The sequence below is a fragment of the Pseudonocardia sp. OZ21 genome (assembly GCF_059359135.1).
Genome location: NZ_JCADBN010000010.1, coordinates 182,329 through 197,580, shown reverse-complemented (window position 1 = coordinate 197,580; position 15,252 = coordinate 182,329). Strand labels below are relative to the sequence as shown.

Below are 15,252 nucleotides of genomic sequence, written 5' to 3'. Positions count from 1 at the left end.
TAAAACATGACTAACAGATCGACGACTCGGACGCAAGGTAGCGGCGCATGGTCCTCCGGGCAGTCAGGCGACCGTCAGCCCTCGGCCAGCCGACGTTGTACGATTAGTCATATGTGCTGACTACCAAAGGCGGATCAGTCATCGCCGGCAGCACACCATGGCCATCCCGGGCATCGCCGCCGGGGGGTCGTATATCCGGCGGCGCAGACAGCGCGGTCGGGCACGCGGACCATTCATCGTTGCCGTGCTCGGCGGCGCAACGATCAGCCTCCCGGCAAAAGGGAATACACATCTACATGGGAGCTCGACAGATGCATTCGTACGACGTCGTGATCGTCGGTGCCGGGACGGCCGGTTGTGTGCTCGCGTCCCGGCTGACCGAGGACGCCGGCACCGGGGTGCTGCTGCTGGAGGCAGGGAGTCGGGATCCGCTGCCGGCCGCTGCCGACCCCCAGGCCTGGCCGTCGTTGGCGGGTTCCTCGATGGACTGGGACGACGTGTCGGTGGGTGTGCCCGGCAGCCCGCGCGTGCGGTTGACGCGCGGTCGCGGCGTGGGTGGGTCCTCGGCCATCAACGCGATGTCGTTCATCCGGGGCCACCGGGCAAGCTACGACGCGTGGGTCGCGGCGGGGGCGAAGGGCTGGGGGTTCGACGACCTGCTGCCGTTCTTCACACGTACCGAGCACGTCGAGGGCCGGGACCCGGCTGTGCGGGGCCGGGGCGGTCCGTTGCGGTTGTGGCGGGTGTCCCCGCCCCATCCACTGTCGGAGACCATGCTGGAGGCGGCCGGGCAGGTCGGTCATCCGATCGTCGACGACATCGACGGTGGCGTGCAGGAGGGATTCGGCTGGGCGGAGTTCACGATCGTCGACGGCAGGCGGCAGAGCGCGGCGGACGCCTACCTGGGGGCGGCGCTGCGACGGCCCAACCTCGATCTCGTCACCGACGCGCTGGTGCACCGGCTCCGCTTCAGCGGTGAGCGCTGCACCGGAGTCGAGTACGGTGTCGGCTCGCAGTCCGTCAGTGTGGAGTGCGGCCGTGACGTTGTGCTGGCCGCCGGTGCGATCGGCTCACCGCAACTGTTGATGCGCTCCGGCGTCGGCCCGCAGCCGCACCTGGGCGAGGTCGGGGTCCCGGTTGTCGTCGACCTTCCCGGGGTGGGCGCGAACCTGCACGATCACCCGCTGACGGGCGTGGTGTACCGAGCGCGGCAGCCCGTCGTGGCCGGTGTGGGCAATGGCGGGGGCGAGGCCAAGGGCACGATCCGCACCACCCCCGACGCGGGATGGCCGGACGTGCAACTGTTCTGCGCGGTCGCGCCGATGCTGGGCGATACGGTCCCGAGCCCGGAGCGAGGCGCCGGCTACACCATCGTCGTCGCGACTCTGGCGCCGTTCAGCCGAGGTTCGGTCCGGTTGACCAGCGCCGATCCGCACGCGGCGCCGCTTCTACGTACGCCGCAGCGTGCACACCTACTTCCACTACGCGGGCACCTGCCGCGCAGGAACCGACGAGAATGCCGTGGTCGATGCCGACTTGCGGGTGCGCGGGATCGAGGGGCTGCGCGTGATCGACGCCTCGGTGATGCCGTCCCCGGTCAACGCCAACACCAACGCCACGGTGTACGCAGTCGCCGAACGCGCCGCTCACCTTCTGCGCGCCCCATCGACCGTGTAGCCCGGGCGCGCATGCCGAACAACCATGAACTCCCGAGTGCGACCACCCATGAATACAACGGGACCCGAGAAACCATGAGCAGCGTCGACTGGCAGGACGTTGCCCGATTCGGCGAGCTGGCGTGCGGCTCACTCGACCCCGGCACCGTCCAGCGGCGGACGTTGCCGGAGCTCATTCGCCTGCTGAAGGCCGACTCGGGCGCGATCCATCTGATCGATCACCGCTACCAGAGCGTGGTCGCGACGGCCCGAGGTGCGCCGGTGAGAATGCTTCTCGACTTCGAGTCGATCTCCCGCCGCACGAACGTCTACCTGCGAAAGTCGCTCGCCTCGCGGTTCCCCGTGCACGACGCGATGATCCACAGCCGGGCGATCGAGCACCAGCGGTCGCCGGAAGGCCTCGTCCTGTCGCGCTACGGTTTCAAGCACTGTCTGTTCACGGTGCTCCTCCACAGTGGCCGGCCGGTGGGGACGGCCACCGTTGCGCGACGGACCAGGCGCCCGCCCTTCACCTCGCAGGAACTGGCTGTCGCCGACCGGCTGGGCGGATTCCTGGCGATCGCGCTGGCAAACGCGGTCACCCACGCGCGGTGCAGGCCGGCAGCGGAGCTGTCGGCCCCACCCAGCTGGACGGATGGAGACACCCAGACCCTTCGACTGGACGACGTGCGCGCCGGTGAGCACGACGACCTGCCGGCTGTGGCCCGTCCCGATGCCATCGGGGTGCTGACCAAGCGTGAACGCGAAGTGCTCGTCCTCGCCACGAGTGGGCTGCAGAACGCCGAGATCGCCATCGACCTGGGAATCGCCACGAACACGGTCAAACAACACATGAAGCACATCTTCCGGAAGCTCGGCGTGCGCTCTCGCCTCGATGCCCTCCGCTACCTCCAGGCGAGCGATATGTGACGTGATGCCCGCGCGAGACGGGGTCGTCAGTAGGGCTTCGCGACGTCCAGTGCGCCCATCTCGCCCACGTCGAAGCTGACCTCGGGGTGCTGATCGACGCGTTCCTCCGGCCCGAGCGCACGACTTGGCGCACCGAATGCGTCATGTGGCGCACCAGACGCCTGCGCGGAAAATACCCCTCAGGGGTTATTGTCGAGCCGCATTTCAGAGAACAGGATGGATACCAGCATCAACGCACGGCCAGGAAAGGCGCACTATCCTGCCACGCATCTTGGTTATCGAGGACATGCCGGCCTGTCCGGACGCGGCTGTATCATCGGCGCTCGAACTGTCCGACCACCTCGTCAGTACGGCTCCCACCGCCATAGCCGGGCTACGTACAGCCGTCACCGCACAGCCCCATCTCGTGCTGGTGGACCTCGAGCTGCCCGATCAGTTCACGATGCATTTGCTGCCCACGTTGCGGGCTGCCGCGCGGGCTCCGGTCATTGCCATCACCTCTCGCTCCGACGAGCACCGTATCGTCACAGCACTGAACGCCGGCGCCGACAGCTACATGGTTCGCCCGTTCAGTGCCGATCTCTTACTGGCCAAGGTGGGGGCCGCACTGCGGGTCGAATCCGAAACCGCCCGAGGCCGATCGATACTCGCCTTCGGCGGATTGACGATCGACGTTGCGAAGCGAATCGTCGAGGTGGACGGCAGAACGCTGTGCCTCTCGCCCAAGGAGTACGACCTACTGGTGTACATGGCTCTTCGTGCCGGCGAAGTGGTCACCCTCCGCGAGCTACTGACGGAGGTGTGGCGACTGCCTGATACCTGTCGTTGTACGACGGTACAGGTCCACATCTCCTGGCTACGCAGCAAGCTACGAGAGACCGCGAGGGAACCGCGTTACCTACGCACCGTCCGAGGGGCCGGTCTTCGATTTGAGATCCCGCAGGGTCCGCCGCACGCAGAAGTAGCCACTCCTGGTGCCGACAAGGTTCTGCTACCGGATCACGCAACAGAAGAGCGAGATGACATCCATGTTCTATAGCACGATTCCGATCCCGGACGTCGACCGGGAGGCTGCGCGGGTGATCACCGCAGAGAGGGCTTCCAAGCCGATGCCCGATCCCGCGACACCGGACGGGCTGGCCATGCTGCGGTTGTCGGCGGACAACGCGCCGCGGGCCGACGGCGCTGTGGACAAGCTGATTCCGGGTGCTGCCGGCGATGTGCGTGTCCGGATCATCCGGCCGGACGGGGCAGCCCGAGCCGTCCTGCTCGACGTGCACGGCGGCGGCTGGTTCGGTGGCAGTCCCGAAGAGAACGACTACGCCAACACACTCATCGCCCGGGAAGCCGGCGTCGCGACGGTGAGCGTCGACTACAGACTGGCGCCCGAACATCCCTACCCGGCCGGCCTCGAGGACGTGCTGGCCGCCGCCGAGTGGCTGCTCGACAATGCCGCTTCCGAGTTCGGCACCGAGAAGCTGCTCATCAGCGGAAACTCCGTTGGCGCGCATCTTGCTTCGCTGTCGGTGCTGCACGTTCGCGACAGGCTCGGCGCGATCGACCGCGTGGTCGGGATCAGCTTCGCCTACGGCGTATTCGACCCGTCCCTGACCCTTGCCGAGCGCCTGGCGACCCCCGCCACGCCGATCGTCAACACGTCCTTCCTGCGCAGCACCCGCAAGGTGGTCTTCCCCGACACGGCCGCGGTGCTGCGCAACCCCACGATCTCCCCGCTGTACGCCGACCTCACCGGTTTGCCACCTGCCCTGTTCACCATCGGGGAGCTCGACCCGCTGCTCGACGACGTCCTGTTCATGGCAGAGCGCTGGCGCGCGGCCGGCAATGAGGCCGAGATGGACTTCTACCCCGGCGCCATCCACGGATTCATCACCGTCGTCCCTCCGCTCGGGAAACATGCACTGGACCGGATCAGCTCGTGGATCAGCGGTCATGTGCGCTGCGGGGTCGCGGCATGACCTCGGGCTGAACCTGCTTGTCACCGTGCCGAACGGCGGGAGGAGCCGACGTGCATTCGCTTGCATATCTGGTCGACAGTCCGGGAAAGCTGCCCCAGCCGATCATTCGCGCGGTGGCTCGCCCTCGATCAGGAGAAGTCCTGCTGCGCATTCGCGCACCACGCTTGCTCACCTGTCCGGCGTCGAAGCTTCCACCCTGGACTGCGCCGGCGTGACGGCATGGCGCGCCCTGTCACTGGCGAACGTGCGGTCTGGCGATACCGTCGTGATTCAAGGTGCCGGGGGCGTGTCGCTCTTCGCTCTCGGATTTGCCAAGATTGCCGGTGCCTCAGTTGTTCTCACCTCATCGTCGGACTCCAAGCTGGAACGCGGGCGCAAGCTGGGCGCGGACCATACGATCAACTATCGCCGGCAGCCGAGATGGAGCAGCGCGGTCGCGGACATCACCGGCGGGCGCGGAGCAGACACGGTCGTTTCCCTTTGCGGAAGCCCAAGGAGCAATCGACCATCTCCTCACGCAGGGCCATTTCGGAAAGGTGTCGATAACGATCTGAGGGCGACGGCAGGTGGCGAGGCTCAGGCCGCCACACCCACCGCCGACCACGCGACGCCCGTGATCCCGAACGGTGGCGGCGGAAGCTCTGTGGCGCACTGGGCCCGCAGCGCCGCCAGCCGGGCGTCGTCGAGCCCTGAGCTGCCGGTGGCGCCGACGCCGAGCGTCAGTGGTTCCCACCAGTCCTCGAGGGACGGGTAGGTCACCGTGACGGCCAACTCCGAGGACCGGACGTCCCGCAGTCCTGCCGCGGCGAACAGGTCGGCGAGCTGGCCCTCGCGCGAGCCGGCGCGATCGGACTCGGTCACGTCCGGGTCGAGGTCGTGCGCCGCCCGCCAGAACGGGGGACAACGGGCCCCGTTGTCCCAGACACACCCGGCGACGAGCCCACCGGGTCGCGTGACGCGGGACATCTCCTTCAGCCCGGCCAGGGCATCGGTCATGAAATGCACGACGAGCTGGGCGGCTGTGACGTCGAAGGCGGCATCCTCGAACGGCAGGTGCTCTGCCGCGCCGCGGCGGACGTCAACCCGGGCAGGCGCGTCCGCACGGCGGCGACGAACGACTCGGACGGGTCGACGGCCGTGACGGCGCCGGCCCCCAGGTGTCCGACGAGCACTGCGGTCAGTGCACCTGATCCGCAGCCGACGTCCAGGGCGCGCCGGCCCTGTCGTAGCTGCAACAGGTCCGCGAATCGGCTCGCGAGCGGCTCGGAGAAGCGACCTATGTAGCGCGCGTAGGCGTCGGCCGTGACTTCGAAGCTCATTCCTCAATGGTGACTCTCTGCGGCCGTTCCCGATCACCTCGACGTGGTGATGTTCGCCGCTGAGCAGCTCCCGCCCGGGCTCATACACGCAGTGGGTGGAGCGATCGTCCGCTCTATGATTCATTCGGTGGTGCCCCGATCACTGGCGGCGTGGGTCGGCTCCGGGGGATCGGGTGAGGGGTAGTGGTGCCACGGGTCAGCGCGGAGCATCTGGCGGCACGTCGCCGGCAGATTCTGGATGCCGCGGCCACGCTGTTCGCCGAACGTGGCTTCGCCAGGACCAGCATGAGTGACGTCGTGCAGGCATCGGGCCTGTCGATGGGCGCGATCTACCGCTACTTCCCGAGCAAGGTCGATCTGGTGGTGGCCACGGGCGAGGGTCACGGCGGAGAGGTCGGCGACGGGTTCCCGGTCGAGCGGGCGTCCGAACTGCTGGCCCGGTTGGCCGACGAGGTCGGGCCCGGACGCAGCCACGCCCGGCTGTCCATCCAGATCTGGGGAGAGGCAGCGGTCGAGCCGCAGCTGGCTGCCCGGGTTGCGCCGATCCACCAGCGGCTCCAGGACCATCTCGTCGATCTCCTCCGCGATGGTGCGGAGCCGGACCAGCGTGGTCCCGACGACGAGGCCCTCGCCCAGGTCGCCCTGTCCGCCGTCATCGGAATGGCGGCGCTGGTCGCGGCGGGGGTGCCCGTCGACCAGCCACGGTTCGTCGCCGCCCTGGCGAGTCTCGTCGACCCCCCACCTGACGAGGCACCGCGCGGCTGAGCGATCCGCTCGACCGCGCGGCGCCGGGTGCTCATCCGCCCGCGGGCGCGCGGGGCAGGACCGTCGGCGGGACCGGATTCAGGTAGAACCGGGCCCAGTCGATTCGTCCGTCACGCGTGGTCATCACGACCGGTCCGCACATGAGCGCCTGTGCCCCGCCCGGACCGGTGCCGACCATCTCCCACTCCGACCACGTCTCGGCACCGGTTTCAGCACGGCGCAGCACCGTCGCCCGCAGGTCCGGCAGCCGGTCGAAGATCGCGGTCCAGTTCGCGAGCACGCGGGCGGAACCGGTGAACCCCTCAGCGGGCCGGTGCGGAATCTCGACCCGGTAGTCAGTGGTGAAGCAGTCCGCGACCTGCTGTGCGTCGTGCGAGTTGATGGCGGCGTGGAGCCGGTCGATCGGATCTGTCGATGCTGTCACTGGTGTCCTGTCGTCGTTCGTACCGGGGATCGGCCCCGCGGTCTGCCGACCCCTCGCGGTCCGGGGAACAGGCGGCGAGGGAGGCACGGGCGGCGCCGACGCTGATCGCGCTGCGCGATGCTCCGCGAGCATAAAACGAGCACTCGCTCTATTAAAGGGGGGTCTCGCCTCCGGTGGCGGCGCGTGTCCGGCCGGCGCGTCCTCGATCCGACCTCTCCCCCGCGCTGCAGGACATGGTTTCGGCAGTGTTCCCGCCATCAATTCATCTCGCCACCTGCACAAACACGTCATCTTCTCATTATCTGGGAGAACTGTTGCACTATATGGACGCCGAGGACGAGCATCGACGGCATGCGCGCCGACCGAGAGACCTACACCCACAGGCATGCCGAGAGCGTCCTGCGCTCGCACCTCATCCGGACTGTCGACAACTCCGCCGCCTACCTGGCCGCGTACCTGCGGCCCGGCGCCGACGTCCTCGACGTCGGCTGCGGCCCCGGCACCATCACCGTCGACATCGCCGCGCGGGTCGCCCCCGGCCCCGTACTCGGGATCGACAGCTCGGCCAGCCCGCTCGACGGCGCCCGCACGCTGGCCGCGGAAGCCGGGCTCGGCAACGTCACCTTCGCGGTCGGCGACGTCTACGCCCTCGACGCCGCCGAGGACTCGTTCAACGTCGTGCACGCCCACCAGGTGCTCCAACACCTGAGCGACCCCGTCGCAGCGCTGCGAGAGATGCTGCGCGTCTGCCGTCCCGACGCGGTGGTCGCAGCGCGCGACGCGGACTACGCGGCGATGACCTGGTATCCCGCCGACCCCAGGCTCGACCGCTGGCTGGAGATCTACCGCGCCATCGCCACGGGCAACGGCGCCGAGCCCGACGCCGCCCGCCACCTCCTGTCATGGGCGCATGCCGCGGGGGCGTCCTCCGTCGCGCCGAGCGCGTCCGTCTGGTGCTACGCCACGCCCGAGCAGCGGAACTGGTGGGGCGGGCTGTGGGCGGACCGCATCCTCACCACGTCGATCACGCAGCAGGCGCTCGACGGCGGGCACGCCGACGCCGACGAGCTCGCCGACATCTCCGCGGCATGGCGCGAGTGGGCCGCCCACCCCGACGGCTGGTTCGCCATCGTCAACGGCGAGGTGCTCTGCCGCCCCTGACCGGCGCGCCGGGCCGTCGCCGGCTCAGATGGCTAGCCGACGTCGATCGTCGCGGTGGCCGTGGTGGTCGCCGCGGAACTGCCGGCCAGCTTGGTCATATCGATCCGCAGGTACTCGCCGTTGTCCTGCTGGCCGGTCGCCGGGCTGAGCTTCGACTCGAGGTTGTACGGCGGCTTCGGCGTCGAGCCCGAGATATCGGAGATGCCGAAGTCGCTGTCGTTGCTGATGATCAGCGTCTTGCCACCGTCCAGCGCGGCGACCCCCTCGACCTTGTCGTGGGAGAAGAAGCGGCTGTATCCGTCGACCGGGTGCGGGTCCAGCGACGCCAGCAGGCGGTCCAGGTCGAGGAACTGCGAATCGGCGACGGGCGTGATCCCGAGGCCCTGGTAGCTCTTCAGAGCGTCCGCGGTCGTCTGCGGCTTCCCCCGATCCGTGAGCGAGAGCGCCTCGATCGTCTTGCCGCCGACGAGCAGGCCCTTCGACGCGTCGTAGGTCGCACCGGGCACGCTCGCCGACGGTCCGACGTCCGTCGCGTCACTCAGGTCGATCTTCCAGAGCTTCTTGTAGCCGTCCGCTTTCGGGAATTCGGCATCGCGCTCGTCGACGAGGAACGTCGTGTCCGACAGCGCGGTGATCTCGCTGTTTGCCGTGTCGTTCGACTTCGGATCGTGCAGCAGATAGAGGTATTCGTGGAGGGCATGCGTCTGCAGGTCGCAGGTGACGATCCGCGTCGGCGCGAGCTCCGTAGCGTCTTGTCCGTCGAGGTCCGGCTGCTGGAGCCCGGACTGCATCAGACCCACGAGGGTCCTGCCGTCCGGCGTGATGGTCAGGCCCTCCATACCGCGGTTCGGCACGCGGTTGAGCAGTTCTTTGGGGAGCGTTCCGTCTTTCGGCGAGAGGCGCTGGACAGCGCGGCCGCCGGCATCGAAGTGCGTGATGAACGGGCCGTACTCGTCCGAGACCCAGAACGTGCCGTCGGGCAGCGCGACGAGGCCCTCGGGGTCGTAGCCGTTCGGGTCGGGCGCGAGGACATGGCCGCCCAGGTCCTCGGTCTTCTCGCCCGTCGGGTTGTCAGGGTTGACCCGGCCCGAGTACGGATGACCGGAGTGGTCGGCGAGCGGGATCTCGCGGATCAGCGTCGCCCGACCGCCCGAGTCGAGTTTGAACAGGGCGATCGCCGGGTCGTAGTCGGGGATCGGCTCGATGACGTCTCCGTTCGCAGCGGCGACGTTGGGGCCGCGGTCCTCGAGTCCGTAGACCTCGTCGGAGTGTCCCGGCACCGTCGTCACCGCGGAGCCGAACGAACCTGCGTTCAGCGGCACGTTGCCGTAGCTGCCCAGGGACGGGAGGTGGTCGGTGTACAGCGAGACGGCGTTGCTGACCGTGTAGGTGAAGCTGTCGTGGCCGGTGAACCCGGGGGCGGGGACGTATTTGAACGAGCCATCGGGGTTGAGCTGCAGCGAGCCGTGGTGCGGGTCGGAGTGCACCAGCATCTGATCACTGCCGCCTGCCAGCAGGCCGTGGGCGGCGTCGACTGCGAGCGCGCCGCCGGTACCGGTCGAGTACGTGGCGGCATTCGCGGTGGCTTTCGAGGGCTCTTCACCGGCGTGGGCCTGGCCCGGCGTCAGCGGCCAGGCGAGGGCTGCGGCGGCCAGTACGAGTGTCGTGGCGGCGGCGCACCGGGCAAGACGTCGGGGCGTGGTGGAGCGCAACGCTGGCATTCAGTCTCCTTGGCGGGCGCGAGCAATACCAGAAACTTATGGGCCCTCGCGCGAGGATATGATCGGTCCGTTGCCTGTGATCTGCATGTGATGGGGAGCATCCGGACCTCCAAACGGGATCTCGAATCTACTAGATCGAAAACGCGCGGGTCGACGCAGTGGTAAACAGCACAATGGAGGGGACCTCAGGAACGCTGAACGATCATTCACGACGGTCTTGAATCCGGTCGGCCAACAAGAATAATCCGGACAGTTCGCCCCGCGGTTCACCTATTGTTCAGGAGTTCTTCTCGTCACCTCTCCGGCCTGACGACACCTGGCAACCGCGGCACACCGCGTACCGCGACGGGTGCCGACCCGGCAGAGGATGTCGGTCACGGCCAGACGGTGCGTCCGGCGCGGAAGTTCGCCGCTTGCGACGCCAACGAGCGCAACCTGCCTGCCGGCACCAACGATTCGGCCACCGAAACGTGTCGTACGTCACATGATCTTATGAGTGCGGCCGGTGACAGGATCCCGGCGCCTCCACGCTGCAGCGCCGGATTCCGCCTGGTAAGGGCCGCATCGCGGACCAGCTGGGCCTACTGAGCGTCACGGCCGGCCCACTGCAAGCCCTCGGATGGGTGTACCTCACCCGAGTAACCCCGCTGGTCTTGTGCCGTTTGGGTAGCGGGGGCGCATTTTCCTGGTTCGGGCGTTCCCACGATGGGGGGAATGTGATCGAGCTCGAGGCCGTCTCCAAGCTCTACCGCACAGGACCGATCAAGGTTCATGCGCTGAGCGCGGTCGACCTGACCATCGATGAGGGCGACATCGTCGCGATCATGGGCCCCTCCGGTTCCGGCAAGAGCACGATGATGAACATCCTCGGGTGTCTGGACGTTCCGACATCCGGCAAGTACATGCTGAACGGGATCGACGTCAGCAAGCTCCGGGAGAACCGGCTCGCCGAGATCCGCAACCGTCAGATCGGGTTCGTCTTCCAGTCCTTCAACCTCATCGCGCGGACATCGGCGGTGCGCAACGTCGAGCTACCGCTCATCTACGCCGGAGTCGGCCGGCGCAATCGCCGGGCGCGCGCCCGCGCGGCGCTGGAGCGGGTCGGGCTCGCCGACCGCCAGAACCACATGCCCAACGAGCTCTCCGGCGGCCAGCAGCAGCGCGTCGCGATCGCGAGGGCGCTGGTCACCGATCCGGCGATGATCCTGGCCGACGAGCCGACGGGAAACCTCGACTCGGCGTCCACCGTCGAGATCATGCGGCTGCTCGCCGAGCTGAACGAGACGGGCCGCACCGTCGTGCTGATCACGCACGAGGACGAGGTCGCCGGGTTCGCCAAGCGGGTGATCGAACTGCGCGACGGCAAGATCGTGCGCGACGTCCGCAACGGCGTGGGCAGCGGAGTCGGGGCCGACACGTGAACCTGCTCGAGACCGCCCGGATCGCACTGCGCGGTCTCCGGGCGAACCGGCTCCGCTCCGCACTCACCACGCTCGGCATCGTCATCGGCGTGGCGTCGGTCATCATCCTCGTCGCCCTCGGCAACGGCATCCAGTCCGGCTTCAACGACATCTTCGGATCGCTGGCGACCCAGATCACCGTCACCCCGACGCAGGGCAGCGCGCCCAGCGGCGGACGCGCCCGGGACCTCACCGACGCCGACATCGAGGCGCTGCAGGACTCGGCCAAGGCGCCGAACGTCGAGTCGATCACGCCGGTCGTCGGCGGCACCGGGCTGCTCCAGCTCGTGGGTGGCGGCCAGTACCGGACGTCGATCACCGGCACCACCGCCGACTATCTCGAGGTCAACGCCCGCGACCTGCAGGTCGGCCGGAACTTCACCGAGTTGGAGGCCCGGACGAAGGCCAAGGTCGTGATCCTCGGCCCGAACCCGGTCAACGAGCTCTTCGACGGCAACGCGGCCGCCGCGCTGGGCAAGGAGATCCGGATCGGTCGCACGATCTTCCGGGTCATCGGGGTCGCAGCAGTCAGCGGCCAGCAGGACGACGTGGCGATCATGCCGTTGGGGGCGGCACGCAGCTACCTCCTCGGCGGCGGCGACAGCCTGAGCAGCATGATCGCCAGGGCCGACTCCGTGGCAACGGTGCCGGCAGCCACCGACCAGATCACGAACATCCTCTCCGCCCGGCACGGCATCCGGGAGCCGGCCGAACGTGACTTCAACGTGCAGGCGCTGCAGAGCCTGCTCGACCAGTCCTCGCAGTTCCTCACGTTCCTGACGCTGTTCACCGGTGCCGTCGCCGGCATCTCGCTCGTCGTCGGCAGCATCGGCGTCGCGAACATCATGCTGGTCACCGTCACCGAACGGACCCGGGAGATCGGGATCCGCAAGGCGATCGGTGCCCGTCGCCGCGCAATCCTCCAGCAGTTCCTCCTCGAGTCGATGTTCCTGAGCGGGCTGGGCGGCCTGGTCGGGATCCTGATCGGCGTCGGCGCCTCGCTCGCGGGCGCCGCGATACTCCCCCAGCTCGTCCCGGACTTCCCACCGCCGTCGGTGTCCGTCGGCTCGGTGGTCCTCTCCTTCTCGATCAGCTTGCTGATCGGCCTCGTCGCCGGCGGCTATCCGGCGAACCGCGCGGCACGGCTGCGCCCCATCGAGGCCCTCCGCTACCAGTGAACGTGACCATGGCAGGAGCTCTCATGTCCCGAACGACCCGGCGGCGCACCCGGGTGACGCTCTCGATCGCCGTGCTGGCGGTGGTCGGCGCAACCGCGTGCACGGCAGAGCAGCCGCCTCCGCCCACCCTGCGGGTGGATCGGGGCACGGTCGCGACGTCCGTGTCGGCGTCGGGCACGCTGGTGGCGATCAGCGAGCAGAACCTCGGCTTTCCGCAGGCCGGGAAGCTCGCCGAGGTCCTCGTCGGCGTCGGCACCCGGGTCGAACCCGGCCAGGTGCTGGCCCGCCTCGACGACTTCACCCTGCGCCAGACCCTCGAGCAGCGCCAGGCCGGGCTCGCCCAGCAGCAGGCACAGCTGGCCAAGATCCGCAACGGCAACTCGATCGAGGCGGCCCAGGCGACGCTGGAGCAGGCCGAGAGGATCCTCGACGCCACCGAGGACCAGGCCGACGCCACGAACAACGCCAACTACTCCGCCACGGACCGGGCCGAGAAGCAGCTCGAGTTCGACCAGAAGGTGCTCGACCAGGCCGAGCACCGGCTGGAGTCCGACAAGAGGGCGTGCGGATCCGGGCCCTCGAAGACCACCACCGCACCTCCGCCGGCCCCGAAGGCACCCGCTGCCCCCGAGAAGCCGTCGTCCGGGCTCCTCGGGATGGGCGGGTCGCCGGAATCTTCGGCGCCGGCCATGGAACCGAACCAGAGTGGCGGCATCGTCGCGAACCCCGCCTGCGACCGGATCCCGGCCGACAAGCAGGCGGTGACGGACGCCAAGCGCGTGGTCCTGTCCTCGGAGACGGCCCTGGACACCGCGAAGGAACGGCAGAACGTCGACGAGGCATCGGGGCGGCTGTCGATCGAGAACGCCAAGCAGAGCGTCGTCTCGGCCCAGAACGAGCTCGACGGCGCCGGCAGCGACAAGCCCGCCGACACCTCCGCGCAGGAGGCCGCGGTCCGTGACGCGGAGGCCCAGGTGGCACTCGCGCAGCGCGACGTCGACAACACCGTGCTCCGCGCTCCGGTCGCGGCCGTCGTCTCGGCCGTCAACGGGGCGCAGGGCGAGTACGTCGGCTCGGCGTCCGGGACGACGTCACTGGCCCCGGGCAGCTCCGCGGCCCTGCCGGAGATCGCCGCCACCTCGGGTGGGGGCGCCGGCGGCGGCGCCGGCCCGGCTCCGGGCGGCGGCGCGTTCATCGTGCTGAACAACATCGACTCGTTCCAGCTCGTCGTGCCGTTCGAGGAGTCCGACGCAGCGCGAGTGGCCGCCAACCAGCGGGTCGAGGTCACCGTCGACGCGGTCCCGGACCTGCGGGCACCGGCCACGGTGCTCGCCATCGCCCCCTCCGGGAACTCCACCACGGGGGTCGTCCGCTACTACGCGACGGTCGTGCTCACCGAGAACGACGACCGCCTGCGCGACGGGCAGACCGCACTGGCCGACGTCATGGTGCAGTCCGTGGACAACGTGCTGCGGGCGCCGTCCGCCGCCACCCGTACCGACGCCGGCCGCCTGGTCGTCGACGTGCGGGGCCCGGACGGTGCGCCGATCCCGACCCCGTTCCAGTCCGGGCTCGTCGGCGACGAGTACACCGAGGTGGTCTCCGGGCTCACCGAGGGGCAGGAGCTCATGCTGCCGCAGGGGCAGTCAGCCACCTGATACCTGACCCGTCGACGGGGCCCGCTCCCTCCCTGCAGCAACGACCTGGGGACGCCGCTGTTCGAGCGGACCACCCGCAGGGTGACGCTGACCGAGGCGGGGCGGGCGCTGATGCCGCTGGCGCACCGGATCGTCGCGGACGTGGTGGCCGCGCGGGGCGAGATGTCGGCGGTCACGGATCCCCACAGTGGTGTAGCCGACCAGCACGGCGACCGCGGCCAGCGCGAGCGACTGGACGCCGAACCGCCGCAGCAGCCGGAGGAGGTCGGTGGTCTCGGTGTCCGCCATGGTTCGAATGTTGGCCTCGCGGCGACAGCGAGTCCAACGCACAGTGGTGCCGGCATCCAGCTCCCGAATCGCTGAATCAGACGGGCAACACGGGTACAAGCGCGAGCCGCGGCAGCGTCACCAACCGGTGCGACTCAACGGGTTCGGTAGCGCGCGTAGATCAGCCCGCTGTCGAAGGCACGCTCCTCGACCAGATCGAGATCGAGGCGCACGCCGTCGGGGAAGAACCGCTTGCCGCCGCCGACCACGCTCGTGGTGATGAACAGGTGGTACTCGTCCACCAGACCGGCCGCGATCGCCTGGGCCGCGAGGTTCGGACCGTCGACGGTGAGGTCGTGATCCGCCTCGGCCTTGAGCTTGCGCACCGCGTCCGGGTCGAAGGTCCGCTCGATCCTGGTCTTCGCGCTGGACACCGACTCCAGCGTCGTGGAGTACACGATCTTCTCCGCGGCCTGCCAGTCGCGGGCGTACTGCAGGATGTGCGGCGGCTGGTCGGGCTCGGTGTGCGCGGTCTCCCAGTAGACCATCGTCTCGTAGATCCGTCGGCCGTAGAGGTACGTGCCGACGGGGCGGAAGAGGTCGTTGATGAAGGTGTGCACCTCCTGGTCGTCGGCCCCGGTGCCGAGGTCGCCCTCCGCAGCCTCGGCGTAGCCGTCGAGGGAGGTGATCATCGAGTAGATGAGCTTTGCCATGCGTCTCTTTTCGGGTACGAGCGCG

The 15,252-nt window shown here is 68.8% G+C and carries 14 protein-coding genes and 1 pseudogene; 9 read left to right on the top strand and 6 right to left on the bottom strand.

Going from position 1 to position 15,252, the window contains the following annotated elements; genetic code table 11:
• Positions 1-239: 239 nt before the first annotated feature.
• The 4 genes and pseudogenes from AC5L35_RS23305 to AC5L35_RS23290 all read left to right on the top strand — a co-directional run.
• Complete coding sequence (locus AC5L35_RS23305) at positions 240-2,585, top strand: GMC family oxidoreductase N-terminal domain-containing protein (protein WP_495061796.1); 2,346 nt, start codon at positions 240-242, stop codon at positions 2,583-2,585.
• 271 nt (positions 2,586-2,856) lie between these two features.
• Positions 2,857-3,624, top strand: coding sequence for a response regulator transcription factor (locus tag AC5L35_RS23300; protein WP_495061795.1), 768 nt, complete (start codon positions 2,857-2,859; stop codon positions 3,622-3,624).
• The gene (locus AC5L35_RS23295; RefSeq protein ID WP_495061794.1) at positions 3,614-4,561 is read left to right on the top strand and encodes an alpha/beta hydrolase; all 948 of its coding nucleotides are present in this window, start codon (positions 3,614-3,616) and stop codon (positions 4,559-4,561) included. Before AC5L35_RS23300 ends, AC5L35_RS23295 begins: the two co-directional genes overlap by 11 nt.
• A pseudogene (locus AC5L35_RS23290) lies at positions 4,500-5,045 on the top strand (zinc-binding dehydrogenase); the annotation flags it as partial. The gene AC5L35_RS23295 and the pseudogene AC5L35_RS23290, both read left to right, overlap by 62 nt.
• 92 nt (positions 5,046-5,137) lie before the next feature.
• Here the strand turns inward: AC5L35_RS23290 and AC5L35_RS23285 are convergent.
• A complete protein-coding gene (locus tag AC5L35_RS23285) occupies positions 5,138-5,614 on the bottom strand; it encodes a methyltransferase domain-containing protein (protein ID WP_495061904.1) in 477 nt (158 codons plus the stop codon).
• On the bottom strand, positions 5,554-5,880 hold the full coding sequence (locus tag AC5L35_RS23280; protein WP_495061793.1) for a class I SAM-dependent methyltransferase: 327 nt from the start codon (positions 5,878-5,880) through the stop codon (positions 5,554-5,556). The genes AC5L35_RS23285 and AC5L35_RS23280 overlap by 61 nt, the downstream gene beginning before the upstream one ends.
• 186 nt (positions 5,881-6,066) lie before the next feature.
• Here AC5L35_RS23280 and AC5L35_RS23275 point away from each other — a divergent pair, with 186 nt between their 5' ends.
• The gene (locus AC5L35_RS23275) at positions 6,067-6,645 is read left to right on the top strand and encodes a TetR/AcrR family transcriptional regulator (RefSeq protein ID WP_495061792.1); all 579 of its coding nucleotides are present in this window, start codon (positions 6,067-6,069) and stop codon (positions 6,643-6,645) included.
• A 31-nt stretch (positions 6,646-6,676) separates the two neighbouring features.
• Here the strand turns inward: AC5L35_RS23275 and AC5L35_RS23270 are convergent, their stop codons facing one another.
• The gene (locus AC5L35_RS23270; protein ID WP_495061791.1) at positions 6,677-7,069 is read right to left on the bottom strand and encodes a nuclear transport factor 2 family protein; all 393 of its coding nucleotides are present in this window, start codon (positions 7,067-7,069) and stop codon (positions 6,677-6,679) included.
• 351 nt (positions 7,070-7,420) lie between these two features.
• Between AC5L35_RS23270 and AC5L35_RS23265 the strand changes: the two genes are divergently transcribed.
• Positions 7,421-8,230: a methyltransferase domain-containing protein gene (locus AC5L35_RS23265; RefSeq protein ID WP_495061790.1), complete on the top strand. Its 810-nt coding sequence runs from the start codon at positions 7,421-7,423 to the stop codon at positions 8,228-8,230.
• A 32-nt stretch (positions 8,231-8,262) separates the two neighbouring features.
• Here AC5L35_RS23265 and AC5L35_RS23260 read toward each other — a convergent pair whose 3' ends face one another.
• The gene (locus AC5L35_RS23260; RefSeq protein WP_495061789.1) at positions 8,263-9,951 is read right to left on the bottom strand and encodes an esterase-like activity of phytase family protein; all 1,689 of its coding nucleotides are present in this window, start codon (positions 9,949-9,951) and stop codon (positions 8,263-8,265) included.
• A gap of 716 nt (positions 9,952-10,667) precedes the next feature.
• On the opposite strand from AC5L35_RS23260, the gene AC5L35_RS23255 reads away from it, so the two are divergent.
• Genes AC5L35_RS23255 through AC5L35_RS23245 form a run of 3 tightly spaced genes read left to right on the top strand, consistent with a single transcriptional unit; the run spans position 10,668 to position 14,247 of the window.
• Complete coding sequence (locus AC5L35_RS23255; protein ID WP_495061788.1) at positions 10,668-11,372, top strand: ABC transporter ATP-binding protein; 705 nt, start codon at positions 10,668-10,670, stop codon at positions 11,370-11,372.
• Complete coding sequence (locus AC5L35_RS23250) at positions 11,369-12,589, top strand: ABC transporter permease (RefSeq protein WP_495061787.1); 1,221 nt, start codon at positions 11,369-11,371, stop codon at positions 12,587-12,589. The genes AC5L35_RS23255 and AC5L35_RS23250 overlap by 4 nt, the downstream gene beginning before the upstream one ends.
• A 23-nt stretch (positions 12,590-12,612) precedes the next feature.
• On the top strand, positions 12,613-14,247 hold the full coding sequence (locus AC5L35_RS23245; protein WP_495061786.1) for an efflux RND transporter periplasmic adaptor subunit: 1,635 nt from the start codon (positions 12,613-12,615) through the stop codon (positions 14,245-14,247).
• Here AC5L35_RS23245 and AC5L35_RS23240 read toward each other — a convergent pair.
• Together AC5L35_RS23240 and AC5L35_RS23235 are read right to left on the bottom strand one after the other, a co-directional pair.
• On the bottom strand, positions 14,236-14,535 hold the full coding sequence (locus AC5L35_RS23240) for a hypothetical protein (protein WP_495061785.1): 300 nt from the start codon (positions 14,533-14,535) through the stop codon (positions 14,236-14,238). The two genes, AC5L35_RS23245 and AC5L35_RS23240, sit on opposite strands and share 12 nt — an antisense overlap.
• Before the next feature lie 134 nt (positions 14,536-14,669).
• On the bottom strand, positions 14,670-15,227 hold the full coding sequence (locus AC5L35_RS23235; protein WP_495061784.1) for a dihydrofolate reductase family protein: 558 nt from the start codon (positions 15,225-15,227) through the stop codon (positions 14,670-14,672).
• Between the last annotated feature and the right edge of the window lie 25 nt (positions 15,228-15,252).